Origin of the sequence: Lebetimonas sp. JH292, assembly GCF_000523275.1 — a bacterium.
GTDB lineage: Bacteria > Campylobacterota > Campylobacteria > Campylobacterales > Nautiliaceae > Lebetimonas.
Genome location: NZ_ATHQ01000002.1, coordinates 1 through 22,743, shown reverse-complemented (window position 1 = coordinate 22,743; position 22,743 = coordinate 1). Strand labels below are relative to the sequence as shown.

Genomic DNA, 22,743 nt, shown 5'->3' with positions numbered 1-22,743 from the left:
AATGAATTTTTTCGACAATTTCGATAAAACTCATATTATAGGTGCCCACAGGGGATTAAGCGCTTTGTATCCGGAAAATACGTTAAATGCGTTCAAAGCAGCTAAAAACAACGCCGATTTTATAGAATTTGACGTTACATTTGCAAAAGATAATCAAATAGTTGTAATACATGACGACACAATTGACAGAACCACAAACGGCAAAGGGGAAGTTTGCAAATTTACACTGAAAGAATTAAAAAATTTTACAATATATCCTGATGAAAAAATACCAACACTTAAAGAAACGTTAGAATTGTGCAAAGAAATGAATATGCCTGTAAATATTGAACTGAAAAAAGTATTTAAAAATGAACCTGTCTTTTTGGAAAAAATCTTAGAAACCATAAAAAAATTTGAATTTGAAAATAAAGTGTTAATTTCAAGTTTTGAACACAAATATTTAAGATTTTTTAAACAAAACAATATTTCCACCGCAGCACTTTTTGACAAGCCTTTTTCAATGGAATACTTAAAAACATTAAACATAGATTCAATTCATATTTCAAAAAAACTGGTCACAAAAGAATTTTTAGAAAAATTAAAAGATAGAGTTTTAGTATATACAATAAATTCTAAGAATGAAGCCAAAAAACTATTTTCAATAGGAATTTACGGGATTTTCAGTGATTTTGGAAGTTTGGTGGAGACAACGGGACTCGAACCCGTGACCCCTACGCTGCCAGCGTAGTGCTCTACCAACTGAGCCATGTCCCCAATAAAATTATAAATTAAAAGTGTAAAATGAAAAATTTAATTATTTTCATTTTTTAACTTTTCACTTTCTATTAGAGAGAGGATTTCTTTTTCGTAATTATACAATAAATATCTCGCTTTTTTAAACTTTTCTGATAAATTAACATCAAATAATTTAAAAATCTCTTCTAAAACCCTTGCACTTTCCTGGCTTCTTTTTAAATTGGAAATAATTATGTCTTTTAAATTTAATCGTTTTAGTTCATCTTTTGTAGATTTTTTTAAAATATCCTCTGCTGAGTCTCTGTATTTTATATATTTTTCATAATCAGGAATTTTAATATGTCTAAGTTCTTTTAGTTTAAGAGCAAGGGGAGAAGAAAATTCATATCTTAAAATATCCTCAACCACCCTTATACCCTCTTTAAACCTGTTTATATTTGCATCAATGCTTCTATACAAATTATTCTTCATTATTTAAAAATCCCAAAATCTGAAGAAGAGATATAAACAAGTTTAGAAAATCAAGATAAAGCGCAACGGCAGCCTCTATTTCATTGCTTACATTTCCCCTTATTATATTTTGAGTGTCAAATAAAATAAACATACTAAACAAAACCGCCCCTACACTTGCAATTATTAATTGAAGCATAGGCAGATGTAAGAAAATATTGGCAATACTTGCTACTATTAAAACAATTAATGTAATAAAAAGCATTTTCCCCATAGTGGTAAAATCTTTTTTTGTATTCATTGCAAAAACAGTTAAAGCACCGAAAGCAACAGCAGTTAAACCAAACGCCTCTCCAATTACATAGCCCATATTTCTTGCTATAAAAACAGCCAAAGTCGGGGCTAATGTAAACCCTGTCATAAAAGTAAACGCAAAAAGTAAAACCAAATTAAGCGGTGTCTTATTTTTTGCCGCCAATAATCCAAAAAGCAAAACAAATTCCAAAATTACAGAACCCCAATATGTAAATGTAAGCCCTCCGCTTATCGGGTTTATCATATTAGATACAAAACCCATTCCTACATATGCACCAACGGCCCCGGCAATTAAACTTCCGGCTAAGAGTTGATATGTTTTTTTAACAAAAACATTAATATCTTCTATTGCATGATTTGTTTCATTTGTGATAGTTTTATTAAAAAGCCCTTGTTTAAAATCGCTTGAACTAAATTTCATTTTACCTCCTCAGTTTTATTTTATAAGATTTTATTATATATTGATGAATTTAGTATGAATTTGGAGGTTTTATATTAAAATCGAAATATTTACTCTCAAAACCGTCAGGAATTTTTGAATACTGAATTCTTGCTGCCCTAATGTTATTGGCTTCCTGCCATAAAAGTCCAAGTCCGTATCTTGCTTCTGAATATGTCGGGTTTTTTAATTTTGCAAGTTCCATTAAAGCTACTGCATTTGCATGATGATTGGCACCTATTCCCGCAACTGCAGCCTGGTATAATGTAAAAGGATCATCTACATTTTTGTTATTGATTAAATCATTGTAAATAACATAAGATTCTTCAAAATGTTTGGTATATAGATTTGCAAAAGCAAGTCTTTTTAAAAGAGGTATAATATCAAAATTTTCTATTTTAGCTTTTTTTTCTAAATCAAAACTTTCCTCTGTTTAAAAGTCCGGAAATTTTGGCAAATTCAAAATACCAGTCTCTCACAACTTTAGCACCGTAATAAAAATCATTCATATCCCAGTTTTTTTCCAGAAACAGACTCTGAAAATTAAGAGCTAATTTTTTAACACTTAAATTTTTATTCTCAGCATAAAAATAGAGTAAATTTGCAATAATATCCTTATTAAACATACTTTTTAATTTTAATGCTTCATCAAGATAATTTTCATTTAAAACAGCTTTACCGGCAAGTTTTGCCAAAATCCACAGAGGATTTGGCTTTTCGTTTTTTTCCAAAAATGCGGCTATGCCCACGGTATTATTGTTTATTAAAGAAATAAGCCCATATTCCAAAACATTTTTGCCGTTTAAATCCTCTTTTAGAGAAGCAAGTAAATTAGAATCGTCTCTGCCTGTTTTTCTAACTGCCATAAGTGCATAAATACCGCTTAGCATATCACCTGGATTCAAATGATAGGCCCTTAAAAAATGAAAATAGGCTTGTTTGTAATCCCCAAGCTGCGCATAAGTCAAAGCAAGATTATAATGCAGAATATAAGAAGTGTCCCTTTTTTTTATAAGTGTCTGAAATTTTTTATTCGCCAGATAAATATGCCCGTTTAGAGCTAATTTTATTGCTTTTGAAATTTCCAAATTCAGCCCTGAATAAACAGCGCTTTTTGAAAGATATGAATTTGATTCTTCAATCGCCCCAATAGGTATCCCGGCAATTCCCTTTTTTAAATATGCAATAGTCTGGTTCAGGCTGTAAACCTTAAACGGGGCAAAATAAAAAAACAAATCGTAATAATCACTTTTTTTAGCTAAAAAACTGTTTTTAAACTCTTTTTGTGCCACTTTCACGTCAAACAAACTTGGTTTTAAATTTATTCGGATAGGATAAACATTGTTTTCATCGAAATTTTTAAAGAGTATTGAAGCTTCTTTAAATTCTGAAAGTTTTAAATCCACCAAAGCCAAGGCAAATTTGGCCTTTTTTTTATCTGAAAGGGACAAATAATGTTTTGCCAAAGAATATTCACCTATTTCCGCCAAATCAAGACCTTTATAAAAAGGGGCCCTCTGAATATCCTGAGCTTTTATAAAATTATTATTATATTCGTAAATTGCGCTTAAAAGCCTTTGAGAATCTTCTCTGTAAGGAGTGTTCATTTTAAGAGCGGGAATCGCTTCTTGCTCATATCCCATATAATACATCACAAGGGCATAATAATAAGGATAACTCTTTGATTTGGCAATTTCAGGGAGAGTTATATATGCCAAATTTATATAATAATCAAAAAGTTTTTTATTTTTAAGCTTCAATGCACATACAGCAGCATTTATAGCACTCACAACCCTATTTTCTTTATTGTTTATCGCTTTTTGAAAAAATTTTAAAGCTTTATTAAATTTACCCTCTTTCATTTTAATCACACCGAGATTGTAATTTGAAAGAGACTGGGAAAAAGAAGAAACTTTATTCAATAATTCCAGGGCTTTTTTTTTCTGCCCGTTTTTATAAAGAATTGCGGCTTTTTTAATTATTGTTTTAAGGGTGTCTTTTTGTATATGCTTTTTTTCAAGTTTTTTGGCAATTTCTGTAATTTCTTTATTTTCGACATTATTTTCTTTTTTCTTTTTTATTACTGCGAAAGCCAAAGCCAAAAGCAGTATTAATGCAATTAACAGAAGAATAATGATAATTAAAAAATATTTCTTTTTTTTCTTATTGTCTTCTTCAATGATTATTACATTTTCTTCTTCCGCCACTTATTACCTTTAAATGTTAAGTTTTGAATGTTAGATGTTGAATTTTAATTATTGCATTCATAATTCATCATTCAACATTCATAATTTTATAAATATCTTCTTAACGCTTCAGGAATTTCAATTGTTCCATCTTTTCTTTGATAATTTTCCATAATAGCTACAAGTGTCCTGCCGACTGCTAAAGAGCTTCCATTAAGTGTATGGACAAGGCGGTTTTTTTTACCGTCTTTAAATCTTATTTTTCCGCGTCTGGCTTGAAAATCCCTGGTATTGGAAACAGAACTTATTTCCCTGTATCTGTTTTGAGACGGAATCCATACTTCCAAATCAATTGTTTTCGCCGCACTGAATCCCAAATCCCCTGTGCAGAGCATTACCTGCCTGTAAGGCAAATTTAATTTCTCAAGCACCCTGCTTGCACATTCAACCATTTCCTCAAACATTTTATCGCTCTCTTCCGGACGGGTAATGGCAACGAGTTCCACCTTGTCAAACTGATGCTGACGGATAATTCCTTTTGTATCTTTCCCGTAACTTCCGGCTTCTTTTCTAAAACACGGTGTATATGCCGTAAGTTTTACTGGTTTGCTTAAATCCTCAATTATTTCATCTCTGAAAAGATTAGTTAAAGGCACTTCGGCCGTAGGTATTAAATAAAGCTCTTCCCCCTCTATTTTAAATAGATCCTCTTCAAATTTTGGAAGCTGACCCGTGGCCGTCATAGTCTCCCTGTTTACAATAAAAGGAACATAAACTTCTTCGAATCCGTATTCCCTGTTATGGTTTAAAAAGAAATTAATCAAAGCCCTCTCAATCCTTGCCGCATCGCTCTTTAACACAGTAAAACGGCTTTTTGCAAGTTTCACGCCCTTTTTAAAATCCAGCCAGCCAAGTCTTTCTCCAAGTTCGTCATGGGGCTTTATTTCAAAATCAAACTCTGGAATTTTGCCCCATCTTTTAATTTCTACATTATCATTTTCATCCTTACCTACAGGAACATCATCATCCGGAATATTGGGAATATTTAATGCTTTATTTTCCAATTCAGTCTCTATCTGTTTGGATTTTGTATTTAATTTTTCTATTTCTTCTTTTAATGCGGCCACTTCTTTTTTTAAATTCTCAGCTTCTTCTTTTTTACCCTCTTTTACAAGATTTCCAATCTGCTTTGAAAGCATGTTTCTTTTTTCAAATAATTTATCAAGCCTGGTTTTTAATTCTTTCTTTTTGGAAAAAAGTTGTTTAATTTCTTTTAATAGATTTTCGTTAATTCCCTTTAATTTAAGTTTTTTAGTAACATTTTCAAAATCCCTCTCAAGTAATTTTAAATTTAGCATTAAATTCCTTTATTATTAAAATGTTATTTGGTATAATTTAGAGAATTTTAACATAAAAGGAGGATAAATGAAAAAAGTAATCGCTCTCGGACTCAGTGCATTAGTTGCTTCGACATTATTTGCAAAAGAAATTAAAGTAGGTGTGCTTCAGCCACTAACAGGACCAATTGCATCATTTGGTCAAAAAACTCTTGACGGTATTAAACTTATCCATTCAAAATATGCAACACTTCCAAACGGAGACACAATTAAATTAGTTATTGTAGATAACCAATTTGACAAAGTTCAAACTGTTAACGGTTACAAAAGACTTGCCAGCGGAGAAAAAGTTGTAGCAATTGAAGGACCTCTTGCTTCATCCATGGCTCTTGCAGTTAAAAGATTTGCAGGGGCCACTAAAACTCCGACTGTTACCCAAATTGCCACAAACCCAAGGGTAACAAAAGGTAGCAAATATCTTACACGTGCCTGTTTTACAGATGATTTTCAAGGAACAGTTGCGGCGAAATACGCCCTTAAACACGGTCTTAAAAATGCTGTAATCGTATTTGATATGAAACAGGATTATTCAGTAGGACTTGCCAAAGCATTTGAAAAAGCTTACAAACAAGGCGGAGGGAAAATTCTTAAAAAACTGTTTATAAATACTGGAGATAAAGACTTTAACGCACAAGTTGCCCAGATTAAAAGAATAAATCCGGAATTTGTTTATACGCCAAATTATGCTCCTGAAGAAGGCCTTTTCTTAAGACAGCTCAGAGCTGCAGGAGTAAAAGCACCTGTAATGGGCGGAGACGGGATTGCAGACCCTGCACTTCTGACAAAACTTGCTGGAAAAGCGGCAAACGGCGTAATGTATACTGACCATTTTGACGCAGCAAAAGCTCCGACTCCGTTATCAAAAGAATTTATTAAAGAATTTAAAGCAAAATACGAAAGGCTTCCAAGCGCATTTGCTGCAACAGGGGCTGACGGATACTTATTGATTTATAACGGAATTAAACAATGTGACACAAAAGCAAATACAAAAAATAACCTTCAATTTAAACAATGTGTAAACAATGCAATAAGACATACTAAAAACCTCGAAGCTGTAACAGGAAATCTTACAATCGACCCAAAAACTGGAAATCCAGTTAACAAACCTGCCGTTGTAGAACAAATTATAAACGGTAAAACAGAATTTAAAGAATTGGTACAACCTTAATTATTTTTCCCCTTTGGGGATTAACAGTTAAAAAGTGCTTTATAATAGATTATTCCAAGCCCATAGAAATAATGCCGAATATATACTGGGTAGGCTATTTGATACCAAATGACCCATTTCAATGCCAGACAGAATGCGGTTTGTATTTGATGGGAGATTATGAAAGCGATTTAAAAATATTAAATAAAATAGATGAATTAATTAAAAAAATCTTTCACAATTTATTAACACAGTATGATTTAAATCTTATATTAAAAAGCTTTCTGTTTTATTTAAAACAGAACATACCTTCAATAGAGGAAATTGAAATCTGCGGTATTAACCCTGTCAAAAAAAATGAAGTGTGCTTTAAAAGAGTAAACGACACTTATGGGCACTTGACGGGTGATTGTATTTTAAAATCATTGGCAAAAGAAATGGAAAAAAATTTTAGACAAAGCGATTATGTTTTCAGATACGGAGGGGAAGAATTTTTAATTACAATGCCTTTTACAACACAAAAAGACGCCTGTATAAAAATGGAAAAATTCAGAGAATTTATTGAAAATAAAAGTTTTTGCAAAAAAAATATAAAAATTACAATAAGTGGCGGGGTTGTTGAGTATAATTCCAACTATAAAATTAAAGATTTTATTGACAAAACAGATAAAAAATTATATATTGCAAAAAATTCCGGAAGAAATAAAATAATCTGTTAAAGGAAAAAAATGAGTTTAAGTTTTATATTGCAGCAAATAATAAACGGATTTTCATTAGGAAGTATGTATGCCCTGATTGCAATCGGTTATACCCTGGTTTACGGAGTTTTAAGACTTATTAACTTCGCTCACGGTGACATTATGATGGTTGGAGCTTTTATGGCTTTTATTTTTTTCAAAATTATGGGGCTTAATTTTTATGTGGCCGTAACTTTATCTATTATAGTAACTGCTATTGTCGGAATATTAACATATGTCAGTGCATATAAACCCCTTCTTGATAAAAATGCTCCTAAAATTTCACTTTTAATTACAGCGATTGGTATTTCTTTTTTCCTGGAATCCCTTTTTAACGTTATAGCAAATCAATATTTGGGAGGAACGTATCAGGCATTTTATTTTCCAAAATGGTTTTCTGCAATATTACATATAAAATCATTAACAATTCCCGTGCTTACTTTAATTATTCCTATAATGACATTAATTTTATTATTGGTTGTTTTATATATTCTTTATAAAACAAAAATAGGTATCGCCATAAGAGCTTTGGCTTTTGATATAAACACCGTTAAGCTAATGGGTGCAGATTCAAATAAAATTATTGCCTTTGTATTTGCTTTAGGTTCGGCTCTTGCTGCAATAGGGGGAATTTCTTATGCAATGGCTTATCCGAGTATTGATCCTTATATGGGAATGCTTGTCGGACTAAAAGCATTTGCCGCTGCGGTTGTAGGGGGAATCGGAAGTGTAACAGGTGCGGTAATAGGAGGCTTTATTTTAGGTTTTGCCGAAGTTGCAATTCCCGGTTTTTTCCCGGAACTCGGAGGATGGAAAGACGCATTTGCATTTATTTTCCTAATTTTTGTTTTATTATTTAAACCTACAGGTATTATGGGAATTGATTTTGAAAGACAAAGGTTTTAGAAATGAAAAGTGTAAAATTAAAAGTTAAAAATGGAGTGAGAAAATGAATAATTTATCTCTTGGTAAATATTTTACTTTAATTGTCATAGTTACAGCTGTTTTTATCGGATTTTTATATATTTCTCCAAAAATATTCAGCGATTATACAACCACTGTTTTAGGAAATGTTTATATATTTATAATTTTAGCCGTCAGCTATAATTTAATAAACGGGGTTGCCGGCCAGTTTTCATTGGAGCCGAACGGTTTTGTGGCAATCGGTGCATATGTTACGGCTCTTCTTATGTTGAGCCCCGATGTTAAAGCGGATATGTATATGATAGCCGATCCGCTTCCTTTAATAAAAGATATTTATCTTCCAAATCCGTTTTTTACGTTATTAATCAGCGGTATAGTCTCTTCTCTTATAGCCCTTACCCTTGCATTTCCCGTTTTTAGGGTAAGAGGGGATTATTTGGCAATTGTAACACTTGGATTCGGATTTATTATAAGAATATTCCTAATTAACAACCCTTCCATTTCAAACGGTTCAATGGGGCTCGATTCTATCCCCGGATTTGCAAGTTATTTTTGGATAGGAATAGTTTGTTTAATTACTGTTATTTTAGTGTATAATATCGTTTATTCCAAACACGGACGTGCCATGAAAGCTGTAAGAGACGATGAAGATGCGGCACTTGCAATGGGAGTTAATACATTTAAAACAAAAACGCAGGCTTTTATGACAAGCGCTTTTTTTGAAGGGGTCGGAGGCGGACTTTTGGCAAGTTCAATCGGTTCAATCAGTCCCGACCAGTTTACATTTATGCTTACATTCCAACTGCTGATTATAATTGTTTTAGGCGGACTCGGAAGTATGGGCGGAAGCATCATAGGAACATTTTTACTAATTGGCGGCATGGAAGTTTTAAGACCGCTTGATGATGCAAACTGGAGCATTGCAGGAATCCACGGTATTCCTGGTCTTAGAATGGTTGTGTTTAGTTTAATTTTACTTTTAATTATGCTTTTTGCCAGAAGAGGTATTATGGGAAATAAGGAAATCTGGGATTATATTAAAATAAGGAGAAATAAATGAGTGATATTTTGAAAATCGGTAAATATGAATTTACAAGCAGACTTATAGTCGGAAGCGGGAAATACCCGGACTTTAAAACAACAAGGGACGCCACACTTGCAAGCGGTGCCGAAATGATAACCGTAGCTGTCAGAAGGGTTAACATTCTTGATTCTAATGAAGAAAATCTAATGGATTATTTCAGAGACACCGATGTAAAAATTCTGCCAAATTCTGCAGGATGTACAAAAGCCGATGAGGCGATAACTCTTTTCAGACTGGTAAAAGAGGCCCTCGGAATCGATTTGATTAAATTGGAAATAATAGGGGATACAGCAAAAACACTCTATCCTGATGTTATGGAAACACTTAAGGCATGCGAAACATTGGCAAAAGAAGATTTTACCATTATGGCATATACAAATGACGACCCTATTATGGCCAAAAGACTTGAAAATGCGGGAGCTGCGGCCGTAATGCCTCTTGCCGCACCCATAGGAAGCGGCCTTGGTATTCAAAACAGATATAATGTGGTATTTATTAAAGATGCTGTAAATGTACCTGTAATTGTGGATGCCGGGATAGGAACTGCAAGCGATGCGGCAGTTGCAATGGAACTTGGAGCCGACGGAGTATTGACAAATACCGCCATAGCCAAGGCTTCTAATCCTATTGCAATGGCAGAAGCTATGAAACATGCGGTAATGGCAGGCAGAATGGCTTACAAGGCAGGCAGAATTCCTAAAAAACCTTATGCAACAGCTTCTTCACCACTTGAAGGACTTATAGAATTTTGAAACTTGTCAAATTAATCTTTATTTTTTTTCTTCTTTTTTTCTTTCTTTATTTAGCAGCATGTATTTATTTATACCTGATTCAGGATAAAAAAATTTTCAATAAAAAATGGGCAAAGCCCTACGTTCCAAAAATAGCTAAAAAAATATATTATAAAACAAGCGATGGACTCAAACTTGAAGGAGCAATGACAAAAAATGGGGAAAATCTCCCTTTAGTTCTATATTTCAGCGGTAATGCAAACAATGCAATAGAATTTTTAGATAAAATAGCCCCAAAAATAAAAAATTTTAACTTTTTAGGTTTTAATTATCCGGGATATGCAGGCAGCGTTGGAAAGCCTTGTGAAAAATGCATTGAAAAATACGCCCTTGAAATATTCGATAAATATAAACCGGATATTTTAATAGGCAGAAGTCTGGGAAGCGCGGTTGCGAGTTATGTAGCCGGCAAAAGAAAGGTTAAAAAAGTTTTATTAATTACACCTTTTAGTTCTATCGGATGTATAGCAAAAATGGAATATCCTTTTTTCCCGGTGTCTTTCCTTTTAAAATACAAATTTAATGAAGCAAAATTTATTTCAAACGCAAATATGCCTGTTAGTATTATTGCTTTAAAAGATGATGATAAAATTCCACAAAAATGTTTAAATAGTCTTATTAAAAAGATTAAAAATCTTAAAAACATTTATTGCCTTGATAAGGTAAAACACGGGAATATATATAACTATCCCAATATTGAAAATATTATTTACAAAGCTTTGTCACAATAATAATTCACTGCTTTAAAAAACTTATTTTCCAAAAATTAATTTTTGGAGGAGCTTTTTTAAATTTAAAAAATTTTTTGAGATCGTTTGCCAAAGCTTTATAATAAACATAATGATGAGAATTATAAAAATGAGCATTTTTATTTTCAAAATCACTACGTAAATTTTCAAAATAAACACGGGGGTCACCGTAATATACTACTAAGTGCTTAGAAATTGACATTTCAAGAAAATCTTTTGAATTGCTTAGTGTACGAGTTAAAGAGCGTATGGGCTGTTTCAATGAAAGAGGAAAACGACAATAGTTATAATCAGCATTAGCTCCGGGAACCATATGATAAGCCACAAGGTCTGTTTTTAAAGAGGCATCGGATTCAAAAATTTTTTTGGCTTTTTCAAATGAATCCAGAGGCATTGAAGGTAATTTAAATTTTTCATAAATGTTTGACTCTCCGTAACCTCCAGCCTGAAGAATCCTATCAACAACATCGGCACAGTTAAATTTTGTTTTATCCCATTTTATAATTCCCTTTTTAAAATCATTTTCAATACGATAAATTTCTGCTATCATAGCTGTTAAATTCTGTGCGGGAACACCGGCTACACGAAGGCCTATTGTCTCCCTTCCATAAGCCATACCGTATGTGTTGGTATGTATTTGTGAAGGAGACGGCGGTTTTACCCCATAAAGATAATCCGCAAGACTTAAATGTTGTAAAAAATTAGAATCAACAGAAGGGTTTGCAATATAATTTGCACTGTAAACAGTTTTATCTATGCGAATAGCAATGTGTCCGAATGGATTTTCCCAAATAATTCTCTGCGGAGACTGGGAAGTGGCATATGATAAAAGCAATTCAACTTCAGCCGGAGAATTGGCATCAAGCTGTGATAATGCATCATTGACATTAATAACCGGATTGCCGTTTTCAGCACCAAAATCTCCCGGTAAAGAACATGAAATAAAATTATCATTAAGCGCAAACCTGACAATATGCTCTATTTTAAAATTTTCTTTAAATTTTTTCTGCGCTCTGCAGATAGCTTCTTTCTCCGCAGGGTTAAACAAAAATGTTTGCAGCAGTTCGGCAGCCTGATTTGTATTGGAGGCAAGCTTGGCAACTCCAAGCCTGGCAAAAAAAGAAGCGTTTTCCCTTTCATGCCCGCTGAGTATATTTAAAAGAATAGTGGGAACGCCTATAGAAAATGCTTCCACAGGAGTTAACCCTCCGGCTTTAGTTATTAAAATATCAGATATATTCATTAAAGAGAGCAAATCATCATGCGTTAATAAAGAAAAAATTTTCAGTTTTATTTTATCGGGCAGATTTTTCTTTAATGTTTTAAGCAAAAACTGCTGTTTTTTATTTTTTCCACAAACAGCAACAATTTGCAACGCTCCGTTATAATGTGCCACAATATCTTTAACCAAAGCGACATAATTTCCAACCCCTTCTTTTCCGGAAGTTATTAATATTATTGGTATATCTTCTGTTAAATTATATTTATCTAAAATTGTTTTTTGATCTTTATACTCATATTCAGGCACATATACGGGCATACCGGTTGTAATAATTTTTTCAGAGGGAACGCCTGCCGAAAGCCACATTTTATACAGTTCACTGTGTGCAAGAAAAGTTTGATCTATTCGTTTGGAAATTCTTGGAAAATAACCTTGAAAAAAATCAGTGTGAAGCCATCCTATTTTAATGTTTTTTAATTTACCTTTTTCTCTTAAATTACCGAGAACCTGTGCCGCTCCGTAATGCGTGGATAAAATTACATCCGGCTGTTTGGATTGTATAAATTCAAAAACCTTTTCATCAGGATAATCATTTGGTAATAAAGCAAGTGAAGGAACACTGTTACCTCGCATTTGAATTTCTTGAAAAAGAACATCAAACAACTCCGGACAGTTTCCGGCCACGAGCCAATAAAGCTTTTCATCAATTTTACGCCACAATGGATTCATAAAATCACGAATATCTTTCAAAACAATAACAGCATAGGAATTATGTTTATGTATCTCTTTTTTAATAGCCTGAGCAGCGCTAATATGCCCATAACCGATAGATGAATAAAAAATAATTATTTTTTTATTCTTTTTTTCTAAATGAATATTCATTTTTTAAAGCTCCGTTAATTTTTTAAAATATTAAAAAAATTATTTAAATAAAAAACAATTGAATATTAAGGTTTGAATATATTATACCATATCTAAATTAATTACTGATAAAATATTTTTTGAAGAAAGACAAATTACAAAATTAGCAGTGGCGGAGAGGGTGGGATTCGAACCCACGGAACGGTTGCCCGTTCAACGGCTTTCAAGGCCGCCGGTTTCAACCACTCACCCACCTCTCCAATAAATCAAAACAAATAATTTTAAATATTTGATTGACGGTGGTGCCCGGGGCCGGACTTGAACCGGCACGGGAAAAACTCCCGAGGGATTTTAAGTCCCTTGCGTCTACCATTTCCGCCACCCGGGCAAATGTGAAAGGAATTATAATTAAAATATATACCTATGTCAAGTGGAGGCGCCACCCGGATTCGAACCGGGGATCAGGGCTTTGCAGGCCCCCGCCTTAGCCACTTGGCTATGGCGCCTTACTGGAGCGGGCTACGGGACTCGAACCCGCGGCCTCCACCTTGGCAAGGTGGCGCTCTAGCCAACTGAGCTAAGCCCGCTTAAGGACTAAAATTATATAAAAAAATAGTGAAAAAAGCAAGAAGAATTAAAGTTTAGGACCTGCTTTTTCGTATTCTTTTCCTTCTTTTACATCTTCATATCTTTTAAAATTTTCGATAAACATATTTGCAAGTTTTTTTAATTGCTCATCATAGGCTTTTTTATCTGCCCATGTGTTTCTCGGATTAAGAACTTTTGTATTAACTCCTGCTAATTCTTTTGGCATAGCTAAATTAAATACTGGTAAAATTTCAAATTCAGCATTTTTTATACTTTCATCAAGAATTGCATTAATACATGCTCTTGTATCTTTAATACTCATTCTTTTCCCAACTCCATAAGGTCCGCCTGTCCATCCTGTGTTTACTAAATATACATTTACTCCGTGTTTGTCAATTTTTTCTCCAAGTAATTTTGCGTATACTGTTGGATGAAGAGGTAAAAACGGCTCACCAAAACATGCACTGAATGTAGCAACAGGTTCTGTAATACCTCTTTCTGTCCCTGCCACTTTTGCAGTATATCCGCTTAAAAAATAATACATTGCCTGTTCTTTTGTAAGTTTAGAAACCGGAGGCAATACTCCAAAAGCATCGGCACTTAAGAATATTATATTTTTAGGGTGTCCCCCTGTTAGGGTACATTCATGATTTTCAATATGTTCTATCGGATAACTGACCCTTGTATTTTCTGTTTTTGATGCGTCGTTAAAATCCACTTCCCCCTCTTCATTTATTACTACATTTTCCAAAAGGGCATTTCTTTTTATTGCATTATAAATTTCAGGCTCGCTTTCTTTGTCAAGGTTTATTACTTTTGCATAACATCCGCCTTCGAAATTAAATACACCTTCATCATCCCATCCATGTTCGTCATCACCTATAAGTTTTCTGTTTGGATCAGTTGAGAGTGTAGTTTTTCCCGTTCCTGAAAGACCGAAAAACAATGCCACATCGCCTTTTTCACCTACATTAGCTGAACAGTGCATTGAGAGCTTACCTTCAAGCGGAAGCCAGTAATTCATCATAGTAAAAATACCTTTTTTAAGCTCACCCCCATACAAAGTGCCCGTCATTACAGCTGTATTTTCTTCTACATTAAATGCAACAAAAATATCACTGTTTAAACCATCCTCTTTCCATTTTGGATATCTTGCTTCTCCTGCAACCAAAAAAGTAAAATCTGGCTCAAAACTTTTAAATTCTTTTTCACTCGGTAAAATAAACATATTCATTACAAAATGTGCTTGCCATGCTATAGGAGTTATAAATCTTATTGCTCTTCTGCTGTTTTTGCTGGCTCCTACAAATACATCAACAACATACAATTCATCTTTTTTTGATAATTCTTCTTTTGTAAATGCTTCCAATTTTCTAAATGTTTCAAGAGTTATAGGATGATTTATTTCCCCCCATGCTATATATTTTTCACTTGGAGATTGTTTTACAAAAAACTTATCTTCTGGGCTTCTTCCTGTAAATTCACCTGTATCAACTGCTGTTGCCCCACTTTTGGTTATTACAACTTCACCTTTTTTTAAAGTATCTTCAATGATTTTATCATAACTTGGATTATGAATAATTTTTTTATTACTGGTATCAATACCTTCTAAACTTAACATAATATTCTCCTAATTTGATGTGGTTTTTGGAGTATTATTATAACAAAAATGAAAAAAAAAGAGGAGATTAAAGGTCTTTTTCAAGACCTGATTTTTTAAGTGTAAATTCTATAAATTTGTAAGCAATTATAATCAATACAGGCCACATGAAAAATAAAATAACTCCCCATGTCGTATTGATTTGTTGTGCTTCCGGATTAATCCCATTTGGCAACAATTTATCAGAAGCGAAAAGGAAACTTCCGAAGAAAATTGTTATTAATGTTAAAAATTTTTTCATATTCGCTCCTTAATATGCATGTGATTCAGAATCATTAATTTCTTCAATACTGATAGGTCCGCCTTTTTTCATCTGATACCAGACATAAACAATATATGCCAATACAAATGGTACCGCTACACTAACCCATGCCATAACTTCAAGAGTATATTTACTTCCTGAGCTGTTTTGAATAGTTAAGCTGCTTTGTAAATCAGCGTAGCTTGGATAAAATGGAGTTCCGTTAAGTCCAGCTATAACAAAGACAATAATTCCAATTAATACAATTCCAAGTCCTGCTGGCCAGATACCTTTGGTTGAACCTTTAATTCCTTGGAATATTCCGATAACAAAAAGAACTACTCCAACCAAGAATAAAATCAAAGGAATTGCTGCAAACTGCAAGTAAATTTTGGAAATATTTGCCATCTACCAATGTAACTTTTCCGGCAGGGTCATGGATATTATAAGAATATCCTTTCATTGTTAATAAACCGTAAAGTACTATTAATAGGGCAATCAACAATACAACAAAACATCTTTTTAAAACTGCTCTTAATCTTTCATGAACTGCTGAAAATTCATTTTGGTCTAAATCATTCATGAGCCATAAAGCACCCAAAATTCTTGCTGCTGCAAACACTAATACACCAAATGCCAAGTTAAACCAAGCTCCGTGACCAAAATCTATAGCAGCTTCAAGCCCTCTTAAATTAAATCCATTAGCAGCTGTTCCCCAATGTAATACTCTTGTTACTGGGTCATATGTGAAGTTACTTCCTGTAAAAAATGTTCCGACAGCTGCACCAATTAAAATCATACCAACTATACCGTTTACATATAAAAAGAATTTATATGTATTTTTACCAATTAAGTTATTGGGTTTATTCATATATTCATATGATACTGCCTGAAATACAAATGTAAATAAAATTAACATCCATACCCAGTATGCACCACCAAATGATACAGAATAAAATAATGGAAATGCTGCATACAACGCACCACCAAACAATACAAGAGTAGTAAATGTAAGCTCCCATTTTCTACCAAGGGAGTTTACAATACCTCTTTCTTCCATTTCATCTTTTGCAACATGCATTAAACTTTGTCCACCTTGAACAAATGTCATAAATAAAAAAAGCCCTCCTAAAACCGCGACAATTATCCAGAAATATACCTGAAGATAAAAATGTGTCGCGTCCACTGTAATTGGTGCCCAAGTCATCAGTGCGCTCCTTTTGGTCCGATTTTTACGACCGTAAATAGGATTTTAAGTTCGGCAATACCTAAAATTACAAATGCACTTAAGAATAAGAAAAATGTTGCCTGAACATTTTGCAATGCAACTGGTGTTGCTGAAATTTTTGTCGGAAGCAATCCGAATACTGTCCAAGGTTGTCTTCCAAGTTCTGCTGTCATCCAACCAAAGCTTGTTGCAATCCATGGAAGTGGTACAGAAAGTACTGCAAGTTTTTGTAGTAGTGCACTGTTTTCAAATGTTCCTTTTGTAACTGCAATATATGCCCATGCAAATAAAATAATAAACCAGAATCCTAAAGCAACCATAATATGGAATGAATAAAATACTGGTGACACAGGTGGATACAGTTTAGTTGGATCATCAAGATATCCGTAACCCATTAAATCTGCTTTTGTAACTGTCCATCCATCAACTGTGGTAACTGGAGCATAAAAATCTCTTTTTGCTGCTTCCATTGCCGCAGTGTCACCTTTGGCTTTTGCCACGTGATATGCTTTCAAATCTTCAATAGCTTCTTTACCAACTTGATGTAATTTGGCAAATGGCCAAATACCGTATTTATCATTTCCATTTACTAAATCTCTAAGTCCAGGAATATAAGCATTTGGATTTCTTTTTCCAAGAAGTGAAAGTAATCCTGGAATTTCGATTTTAAAACTCCATGCTTCATCGTTTGATTTAACATTTCTTGCATCTAAATCTTTTGGAAATCCAAAAGCCACTATTGGTGCACCCTTTTCACCTACATAAAGCCCTTCTGCTGAAGCTATTTTTGTAGGCTGAGTGTTTGTAACTTCGTATGCGTGTTCATCACCTATAATTACAGTAAAAATAGAAACAATTAAACCGAATGCTGCCGCTACCGCAGCTGATTTTTTCGCAAAATCAACATGTTTTTTTCTAAGCAGATAAAGTGAAGAAATACCAAGTACAAATACCGCTGCCAATGTATAACTAGCACTGATAGTATGTAAAAATTTAACCTGTGCAACCGGTTGGGTAATTAATGCCCAGAAATTAGTCATTTCAGCTCTTGCGTTATCAATAGAAAATCTCAAAAATTCACTGCTTGGATGTTGCATAAATCCGTTTGCAATTAATATCCAAAGCGCTGAAAGGTTTGAACCAATTGCAAGCAGCCAAGATGCACTTAAATGAACACCCTTGCTTACTCTTTTCCATCCAAAAAATGCAATTGCCGCAAATGTTGCCTCCATAAAGAATGCAACAATACCTTCAATCGCAAGAGGTGCTCCGAAAATATCACCTACAACCCATGAATAAGTAGACCAGTTTGTCCCAAATTCAAATTCGTGAATAATACCTGTTGCTAAACCTATGGCAAAGTTAATACCAAATATCAATTGCCAAAACTGTGTAATGTTTTTCCACTCTTCTTTTCCGGTTTTTACATAGATAGTTTCAAAAAATGCCACTAAAAACGACATTCCTAATGTAAATGGAACGAAAAAGAAGTGAAACAACGCTGTCATTGCAAATTGGGCTCTTGCCCATTCTAGCATTGCATAATCCATTCTATTCCTCCTTTTTATGGTTCGTTGTGATTTTTGTAAGTTGTTTAACATAAAGCTGTGCTTTTGCTTTTTCCCCTTTTACCTGCGAATTGATTGTCGGGAAAAAGAAAACTTTCAGCACTACAAAAATCACAACAAGTTTAATAATAACGATGACCCAGATTTTTTTACCCAGGTCGGACAGGTTTTTAAACCCGTCAATGTAAAAAAACAAGATGCGTTTAAACATAAGCCCTCCTTCGAGGCTAATAAAAATTATAAATCAAAAATTAAATTGTGTCAATAGTTTTTAATAAAAAATTAATAAAAAAACAGAATAAAAATACTCTTTTTATACATATGAAGATTCATTTATATATAATTTGGCCATTTTTTATACAGGAAAGAAAAAAGGGAGAATTATTCGCTAACGATTACTTCCTTAGTTTCACTCTCCCAAAGTCCGTGTTTTGTACAGTAAGACATAGCTGTAAGTTTAAGTTTAGATTTTGAAGGAACAATATAAAAATCCACTTGCACTTTTTCACATTGTCCGCCTGCATAATTTGGAGTTAAATTAGTCTGAGCAAGTAACACTTCACCATCGCTTGAATTTCATATTTGCGATAAAATAGTCAAAATCAGCCGGATGGCATAAATCTTGACCTACTTTTACTTTAACTTTAAATTTTTCATCTTTTTTTGCTGTGTCTTCACAATGAATAAATGGTGAGTTTCTGTCTATATAATCTCTTTTTGCTTCTCTGTCAATTTGAGAAATATCTTCGTATCTGTTAATTTTTGGCATTTTGCCCTCCTTTTGTTAAAATTTGTAATATATTATAACATAAAAAAATAAAAAAAAGATAAAATTTATATTTTATTATTGGAAAAAAATTATCAAAGGCACATAATGAAACACATAGATGTTTTTACAGACGGAAGTTCTCTTGGTAATCCGGGACCTGGAGGATGGTGTGCAATATTAAGATACAAAAATCATGAAAAAATAATAAGCGGAGGAGAAGATTATACAACTAATAATAAAATGGAGCTTATGGCAGTAATTGAGGCATTAAAACAATTAAAAGAGCCATGCATTATAAATTTATATTCCGATTCAACATATGTATTAAAAGGAATAAACGAATGGTTGGAAAACTGGATTAAAAAAAATTTTAAAAATGTGAAAAACAAAGAAATGTGGCAGGAATTATATGAATTAAAAAAATTACACACAATCAACATAAACTGGATAAAAGGGCATTCAGGCCACAAGGAAAACGAAATTTGTGATAAAATTGCAAAAGAGGAAGCACAAAAAAGGAAAAATTAATGCTTATAAGCAAAAATGACATTGAAAAATATTTACAAAATATTCCTCCCATTCCAAAATATGCGCTTGAATGTTTGAATGCTTTAAAAGAAGGCAATATAAAAAAAGCGACAAATGCTGTCAAAAATGATTTAATATTAAAAAAACAATTGGAAAAAATAGTAAATTCAGCAGCTTTTTCCTTAAGAAAAGAAGTTAAAGACATATTACAGTTATTTACTCTTTTAGGAATTGAAAATATTAGGGCAATTGTATATTCATATTTAGTATCCCTTCTTATGCCTAAAAATTGGGAAATATTTAAAATTGATTTTACCGATTTTCAAAAAGAATTTTTAAATTCTTATAAAGAATTTGTCTCATTAGAATTTGGAGAAAACATATACAAAAAATATGCTGAAATCGGTGCAATAATCCCTGCAAGTGTTTGCGTATGCGATAGTTTACTTGGCGAAAAAAAAGAGAAATTAAATATTATTTTAAATTCAGCTCCTTTAGAATATGGAACACTTCTTAAAAGATTAACAGGTGAGAGTCTTTTTGGTATTGCAGCCAAAATTGCTGAAATATGGGATTTAGAAAAAGAAAAATGTGAAATAATTAAAAAAAGCGAATGTGAAATATGTGATAATCCCTTTTCAGCTCTTAATCATTTTATATTTTTTTATTTAACAAGCAAACCGGCCTTTTTTGATTTAAATTCTTTAATAGAATTTAATCCAAAATGTGTTGATTATATTCCAAAAACTTATGAAAGGATAAGTAATGATAGCAAAAGATTTGCAAAAGAGTCTGGGATATCAGTTTAAAAATGAAAAATTGATAACCGAGGCTCTTACACACAGAAGTTACTCTAAAGATTTTAATAACGAAAGACTGGAATTTTTAGGTGATGCGGTTATGGATTTAATTGTCGGGGAATATCTTTTTTTTATCTTTCCCAAAGCTGAAGAAGGTATTTTATCAAAACTGAGGGCGGCATTGGTAAATGAGGAATCTTTTACAAGATTAGCAAAAAAACTAAACTTGGGAAATTATCTTCTCCTTTCCAATGCTGAAGAAAACAACGAAGGAAGAGAGAAACCTTCAATTCTTTCAAGTGCATTTGAGGCACTTATCGGTGCATTGTATTTGGAAGCAGGCTTTGAAAAAACAAAAGAAATAGCCCTAAATTTATTAAAAAATGTTTATCCTACCATTACGCCTGAAGAACTTTTAAGAGATTATAAAACAAATTTACAGGAAATTACTCAGGCACATTTTGGAGAAGTACCGGAATATAGGGTTGTAAACACTTCCGGACCTGATCATAAAAAAGAATTCGAAATAGCAGTTTTTATTCAGGGTAAAAAATATGCAAGCGCAAAAGGCAAAAGTAAAAAAGTCGCCCAACAAGAAGGAGCTAAAAAAACTATTGATATTTTAAAAAAAGAACTTAATTTATAATTAATGGTCAATAGTAAAAATAAAGGGGAAATATGTTTAACAGTTTTGGAGAAATTTTCAGATTTACAACTTTTGGAGAATCGCACGGAAAAGCAATAGGGGTTGTAATAGACGGAGTGCCGGCCGGAATCAATTTTGATGAAAAATTTTTAATAAATGAACTTAAAAGAAGAAGACCAGGGCAAAACAGATTTGCGACCCAAAGAAAAGAAGAGGATTTTCCGGAAGTTTTAAGCGGGATTTTTAAAGGAAAAACTACAGGAACTCCTATTGCAATAGTAATTTTTAATAAAAACGCTAAAAGTAACGATTATTCAAATATAAAAGATATTTTCCGTCCGGGGCACGCAGACTTTACTTATTTTAACAAATACGGAATAAGAGATTACAGAGGCGGTGGGAGAAGCTCTGCAAGGGAGACTGCCGCGAGGGTAGCAGCCGGAGCAGTAGCTAAAATGATTTTAAAAGAATTTAACATTGAAATTGAAGCAGGAATTATTGAAATAGGAGGAATTAGAGCAGAAGATATTGATTTTAATTATTCAAAAAATTCTCCTATTTTAGCCTTAGATAAAGAAAAAGAAAAAATTTGGATGGATTTAATAGATGAAGCAAGAAAAAATCACGATTCCTTAGGAGGAGTTGTAAAACTTAGAATAAAAAATACTCCTATAGGACTTGGTGAACCGATTTATTATAAACTTGATAATATTTTAGCAAGCGCAATACTCAGTATTAATGCTGTAAAAGGAATTTATATTGGAAATATTAATTCACATAAATTAAAAGGCAGTAAAAATAATGATGAAATTAATAAAAATGGATTTTTAAGCAATAATTCTGGCGGAATTTTAGGCGGAATAAGCAACGGAGAAAATATTGAACTTGAAGTTTATTTTAAACCGACTCCATCAATTTTTCAAACACAAAAATCTATAGATATTAATAAAAATGAGGTTGAAGTAAATTTAAAAGGAAGACACGATCCAATCGTTGCAATTAGAGGTGCAGTAGTGGCAGAATCTATGGCAGCATGTGTAGTTGCAGATATGTTAATGATTAATTCAACCAGGAGAATAGATAACTTTAAAAAAATTTATTATTAAATTTAAAAGATAAATTACAATAATTTTTTATAATTTCTACTTTTTTCTAAACTCTTTAGATAGATTAAATTCGATATTAATAATAAACAGTTGTTAATAAATTTAGCTGTTAAAAGTCTTGTCTCACGTCCGCTTAAAAGCCATTCGGGTTATTAGTACTGGTCAGCTCAACCCCTTGCAGGGCTTACACCCCCAGCCTATCAAGCAGGTAGTCTTCCTGCACCCTCATGGGAAGGCTCATCTTGGAGTGGGCTTCCCGCTTAGATGCTTTCAGCGGTTATCCCTTCCGAGCTTGGCTACCCAGCGCTGCCCTTGGCAGGACAACTGGTACACCAGTGGCTCGTCCAACCCGGTCCTCTCGTACTAGGGTTAGCTCTCCTCAACCTTCCTGCGCCCACGGCAGATAGGGACCGAACTGTCTCACGACGTTCTGAACCCAGCTCGCGTACCGCTTTAAATGGCGAACAGCCATACCCTTGGGACCTGCTCCAGCCCCAGGATGCGATGAGCCGACATCGAGGTGCCAAACCTCCCCGTCGATGTGAGCTCTCGGGGGAGATCAGCCTGTT

The 22,743-nt window shown here is 33.3% G+C and carries 23 protein-coding genes, 5 tRNA genes, 1 rRNA gene and 1 pseudogene; 11 read left to right on the top strand and 19 right to left on the bottom strand.

Going from position 1 to position 22,743, the window contains the following annotated elements; genetic code table 11:
• Position 1: 1 nt before the first annotated feature.
• Positions 2-730, top strand: a complete 729-nt coding sequence (locus DZ64_RS14255) for a glycerophosphodiester phosphodiesterase family protein (RefSeq protein ID WP_084029435.1) — start codon at positions 2-4, stop codon at positions 728-730.
• Here DZ64_RS14255 and DZ64_RS0109310 read toward each other — a convergent pair.
• The 6 genes from DZ64_RS0109310 to serS all read right to left on the bottom strand — a co-directional run bounded on the left by DZ64_RS0109310 (position 681) and on the right by serS (position 5,486).
• Positions 681-756: transfer RNA gene (locus DZ64_RS0109310), tRNA-Ala, on the bottom strand. The genes DZ64_RS14255 and DZ64_RS0109310 overlap by 50 nt on opposite strands.
• 36 nt (positions 757-792) lie before the next feature.
• Positions 793-1,209, bottom strand: coding sequence for a hypothetical protein (locus DZ64_RS0109305; RefSeq protein ID WP_024790313.1), 417 nt, complete (start codon positions 1,207-1,209; stop codon positions 793-795).
• Complete coding sequence (locus DZ64_RS0109300) at positions 1,199-1,924, bottom strand: Bax inhibitor-1/YccA family protein (RefSeq protein ID WP_024790312.1); 726 nt, start codon at positions 1,922-1,924, stop codon at positions 1,199-1,201. Before DZ64_RS0109300 ends, DZ64_RS0109305 begins: the two co-directional genes overlap by 11 nt.
• Before the next feature lie 49 nt (positions 1,925-1,973).
• Entirely contained in the window at positions 1,974-2,147 is a 174-nt protein-coding gene (locus DZ64_RS13555; protein ID WP_236618751.1) for a hypothetical protein, read from the bottom strand.
• Positions 2,148-2,358: 211 nt separating this feature from the next.
• Complete coding sequence (locus tag DZ64_RS11165; RefSeq protein WP_236618750.1) at positions 2,359-4,149, bottom strand: tetratricopeptide repeat protein; 1,791 nt, start codon at positions 4,147-4,149, stop codon at positions 2,359-2,361.
• 86 nt (positions 4,150-4,235) lie between these two features.
• Positions 4,236-5,486 (bottom strand): serine--tRNA ligase, encoded by a 1,251-nt coding sequence (gene serS / locus DZ64_RS0109290; protein WP_024790311.1) that lies wholly within the window; start codon positions 5,484-5,486, stop codon positions 4,236-4,238.
• Between the two features lie 67 nt (positions 5,487-5,553).
• On the opposite strand from serS, the gene DZ64_RS0109285 reads away from it, so the two are divergent.
• From DZ64_RS0109285 to DZ64_RS0109260, 6 genes are all read left to right on the top strand, one after another.
• A complete protein-coding gene (locus DZ64_RS0109285; protein WP_024790310.1) occupies positions 5,554-6,693 on the top strand; it encodes an ABC transporter substrate-binding protein in 1,140 nt (379 codons plus the stop codon).
• Positions 6,694-6,764: 71 nt separating this feature from the next.
• Positions 6,765-7,391: a GGDEF domain-containing protein gene (locus tag DZ64_RS11650; RefSeq protein WP_024790309.1), complete on the top strand. Its 627-nt coding sequence runs from the start codon at positions 6,765-6,767 to the stop codon at positions 7,389-7,391.
• A 9-nt stretch (positions 7,392-7,400) separates the two neighbouring features.
• Entirely contained in the window at positions 7,401-8,315 is a 915-nt protein-coding gene (locus DZ64_RS0109275; protein ID WP_024790308.1) for a branched-chain amino acid ABC transporter permease, read from the top strand.
• A 43-nt stretch (positions 8,316-8,358) separates the two neighbouring features.
• Positions 8,359-9,393 (top strand): branched-chain amino acid ABC transporter permease, encoded by a 1,035-nt coding sequence (locus tag DZ64_RS0109270; RefSeq protein WP_024790307.1) that lies wholly within the window; start codon positions 8,359-8,361, stop codon positions 9,391-9,393.
• Positions 9,390-10,169 carry a thiazole synthase gene (locus DZ64_RS0109265; protein WP_024790306.1) on the top strand — a complete coding sequence of 260 codons (780 nt, stop codon included), beginning with the start codon at positions 9,390-9,392 and terminating at the stop codon, positions 10,167-10,169. Before DZ64_RS0109270 ends, DZ64_RS0109265 begins: the two co-directional genes overlap by 4 nt.
• Positions 10,166-10,939, top strand: a complete 774-nt coding sequence (locus DZ64_RS0109260; protein ID WP_024790305.1) for a S9 family peptidase — start codon at positions 10,166-10,168, stop codon at positions 10,937-10,939. Before DZ64_RS0109265 ends, DZ64_RS0109260 begins: the two co-directional genes overlap by 4 nt.
• 4 nt (positions 10,940-10,943) lie before the next feature.
• Here the strand turns inward: DZ64_RS0109260 and DZ64_RS0109255 are convergent, their stop codons facing one another.
• The 12 genes and pseudogenes from DZ64_RS0109255 to DZ64_RS14250 all read right to left on the bottom strand — a co-directional run bounded on the left by DZ64_RS0109255 (position 10,944) and on the right by DZ64_RS14250 (position 19,094).
• Positions 10,944-13,061: a glycosyltransferase gene (locus tag DZ64_RS0109255; RefSeq protein WP_024790304.1), complete on the bottom strand. Its 2,118-nt coding sequence runs from the start codon at positions 13,059-13,061 to the stop codon at positions 10,944-10,946.
• Positions 13,062-13,210: 149 nt separating this feature from the next.
• Positions 13,211-13,300, bottom strand: a tRNA-Ser gene (locus DZ64_RS0109250).
• 40 nt (positions 13,301-13,340) lie between these two features.
• A tRNA-Leu gene (locus tag DZ64_RS0109245) sits at positions 13,341-13,428 on the bottom strand.
• 43 nt (positions 13,429-13,471) lie between these two features.
• Positions 13,472-13,546, bottom strand: a tRNA-Cys gene (locus DZ64_RS0109240).
• Between the two features lie 4 nt (positions 13,547-13,550).
• Positions 13,551-13,627: transfer RNA gene (locus DZ64_RS0109235), tRNA-Gly, on the bottom strand.
• 47 nt (positions 13,628-13,674) lie between these two features.
• Positions 13,675-15,249, bottom strand: coding sequence for a phosphoenolpyruvate carboxykinase (ATP) (gene pckA / locus DZ64_RS0109230; protein WP_173391337.1), 1,575 nt, complete (start codon positions 15,247-15,249; stop codon positions 13,675-13,677).
• A gap of 67 nt (positions 15,250-15,316) precedes the next feature.
• Positions 15,317-15,529, bottom strand: a complete 213-nt coding sequence (locus tag DZ64_RS0109225) for a hypothetical protein (RefSeq protein ID WP_024790302.1) — start codon at positions 15,527-15,529, stop codon at positions 15,317-15,319.
• A gap of 9 nt (positions 15,530-15,538) precedes the next feature.
• Positions 15,539-15,892, bottom strand: coding sequence for a cytochrome d ubiquinol oxidase subunit II (locus tag DZ64_RS13850; protein WP_255327558.1), 354 nt, complete (start codon positions 15,890-15,892; stop codon positions 15,539-15,541).
• Complete coding sequence (locus DZ64_RS11155) at positions 15,834-16,736, bottom strand: cytochrome d ubiquinol oxidase subunit II (RefSeq protein ID WP_255327557.1); 903 nt, start codon at positions 16,734-16,736, stop codon at positions 15,834-15,836. Before DZ64_RS11155 ends, DZ64_RS13850 begins: the two co-directional genes overlap by 59 nt.
• Complete coding sequence (locus tag DZ64_RS0109215) at positions 16,736-18,307, bottom strand: cytochrome ubiquinol oxidase subunit I (protein ID WP_024790301.1); 1,572 nt, start codon at positions 18,305-18,307, stop codon at positions 16,736-16,738. Before DZ64_RS0109215 ends, DZ64_RS11155 begins: the two co-directional genes overlap by 1 nt.
• Before the next feature lies 1 nt (position 18,308).
• Positions 18,309-18,536 (bottom strand): DUF4492 domain-containing protein, encoded by a 228-nt coding sequence (locus tag DZ64_RS0109210; RefSeq protein ID WP_024788208.1) that lies wholly within the window; start codon positions 18,534-18,536, stop codon positions 18,309-18,311.
• 170 nt (positions 18,537-18,706) lie between these two features.
• Positions 18,707-19,094, bottom strand: a pseudogene (locus DZ64_RS14250) (desulfoferrodoxin family protein).
• 105 nt (positions 19,095-19,199) lie between these two features.
• On the opposite strand from DZ64_RS14250, the gene rnhA reads away from it, so the two are divergent.
• From rnhA to aroC, 4 genes are read left to right on the top strand one after another with little or no spacing between them, the layout of a single operon-like run.
• Positions 19,200-19,622: a ribonuclease HI gene (gene rnhA, locus DZ64_RS0109200; protein WP_024790300.1), complete on the top strand. Its 423-nt coding sequence runs from the start codon at positions 19,200-19,202 to the stop codon at positions 19,620-19,622.
• Complete coding sequence (locus DZ64_RS0109195) at positions 19,622-20,431, top strand: HDOD domain-containing protein (protein WP_024790299.1); 810 nt, start codon at positions 19,622-19,624, stop codon at positions 20,429-20,431. Before rnhA ends, DZ64_RS0109195 begins: the two co-directional genes overlap by 1 nt.
• Entirely contained in the window at positions 20,388-21,068 is a 681-nt protein-coding gene (gene rnc, locus DZ64_RS0109190) for a ribonuclease III (RefSeq protein ID WP_024790298.1), read from the top strand. The genes DZ64_RS0109195 and rnc overlap by 44 nt, the downstream gene beginning before the upstream one ends.
• Positions 21,069-21,100: 32 nt before the next feature.
• Complete coding sequence (aroC, locus tag DZ64_RS0109185; RefSeq protein WP_024790297.1) at positions 21,101-22,174, top strand: chorismate synthase; 1,074 nt, start codon at positions 21,101-21,103, stop codon at positions 22,172-22,174.
• A gap of 131 nt (positions 22,175-22,305) precedes the next feature.
• Here aroC and DZ64_RS0109180 read toward each other — a convergent pair.
• Positions 22,306-22,743 (bottom strand): 23S ribosomal RNA (locus tag DZ64_RS0109180); the annotation flags it as partial.

Excerpts from the sequence above, each read along its gene's own strand:
- DZ64_RS14255 (WP_084029435.1), top strand. The coding sequence starts at position 2 with ATGAATTTTTTCGACAATTTCGATAAAACTCATATTATAGGTGCCCAC.
- DZ64_RS0109305 (WP_024790313.1), bottom strand. The coding sequence starts at position 1,209 with ATGAAGAATAATTTGTATAGAAGCATTGATGCAAATATAAACAGGTTT.
- DZ64_RS0109300 (WP_024790312.1), bottom strand. The coding sequence starts at position 1,924 with ATGAAATTTAGTTCAAGCGATTTTAAACAAGGGCTTTTTAATAAAACT.
- DZ64_RS13555 (WP_236618751.1), bottom strand. The coding sequence starts at position 2,147 with ATGGAACTTGCAAAATTAAAAAACCCGACATATTCAGAAGCAAGATAC.
- serS (WP_024790311.1), bottom strand. The coding sequence starts at position 5,486 with ATGCTAAATTTAAAATTACTTGAGAGGGATTTTGAAAATGTTACTAAA.
- DZ64_RS0109285 (WP_024790310.1), top strand. The coding sequence starts at position 5,554 with ATGAAAAAAGTAATCGCTCTCGGACTCAGTGCATTAGTTGCTTCGACA.
- DZ64_RS11650 (WP_024790309.1), top strand. The coding sequence starts at position 6,765 with ATGCCGAATATATACTGGGTAGGCTATTTGATACCAAATGACCCATTT.
- DZ64_RS0109275 (WP_024790308.1), top strand. The coding sequence starts at position 7,401 with ATGAGTTTAAGTTTTATATTGCAGCAAATAATAAACGGATTTTCATTA.
- DZ64_RS0109270 (WP_024790307.1), top strand. The coding sequence starts at position 8,359 with ATGAATAATTTATCTCTTGGTAAATATTTTACTTTAATTGTCATAGTT.
- DZ64_RS0109265 (WP_024790306.1), top strand. The coding sequence starts at position 9,390 with ATGAGTGATATTTTGAAAATCGGTAAATATGAATTTACAAGCAGACTT.
- DZ64_RS0109255 (WP_024790304.1), bottom strand. The coding sequence starts at position 13,061 with ATGAATATTCATTTAGAAAAAAAGAATAAAAAAATAATTATTTTTTAT.
- pckA (WP_173391337.1), bottom strand. The coding sequence starts at position 15,249 with ATGTTAAGTTTAGAAGGTATTGATACCAGTAATAAAAAAATTATTCAT.
- DZ64_RS0109225 (WP_024790302.1), bottom strand. The coding sequence starts at position 15,529 with ATGAAAAAATTTTTAACATTAATAACAATTTTCTTCGGAAGTTTCCTT.
- DZ64_RS11155 (WP_255327557.1), bottom strand. The coding sequence starts at position 16,736 with ATGACTTGGGCACCAATTACAGTGGACGCGACACATTTTTATCTTCAG.
- DZ64_RS0109215 (WP_024790301.1), bottom strand. The coding sequence starts at position 18,307 with ATGGATTATGCAATGCTAGAATGGGCAAGAGCCCAATTTGCAATGACA.
- DZ64_RS0109210 (WP_024788208.1), bottom strand. The coding sequence starts at position 18,536 with ATGTTTAAACGCATCTTGTTTTTTTACATTGACGGGTTTAAAAACCTG.
- rnhA (WP_024790300.1), top strand. The coding sequence starts at position 19,200 with ATGAAACACATAGATGTTTTTACAGACGGAAGTTCTCTTGGTAATCCG.
- DZ64_RS0109195 (WP_024790299.1), top strand. The coding sequence starts at position 19,622 with ATGCTTATAAGCAAAAATGACATTGAAAAATATTTACAAAATATTCCT.
- rnc (WP_024790298.1), top strand. The coding sequence starts at position 20,388 with ATGATAGCAAAAGATTTGCAAAAGAGTCTGGGATATCAGTTTAAAAAT.
- aroC (WP_024790297.1), top strand. The coding sequence starts at position 21,101 with ATGTTTAACAGTTTTGGAGAAATTTTCAGATTTACAACTTTTGGAGAA.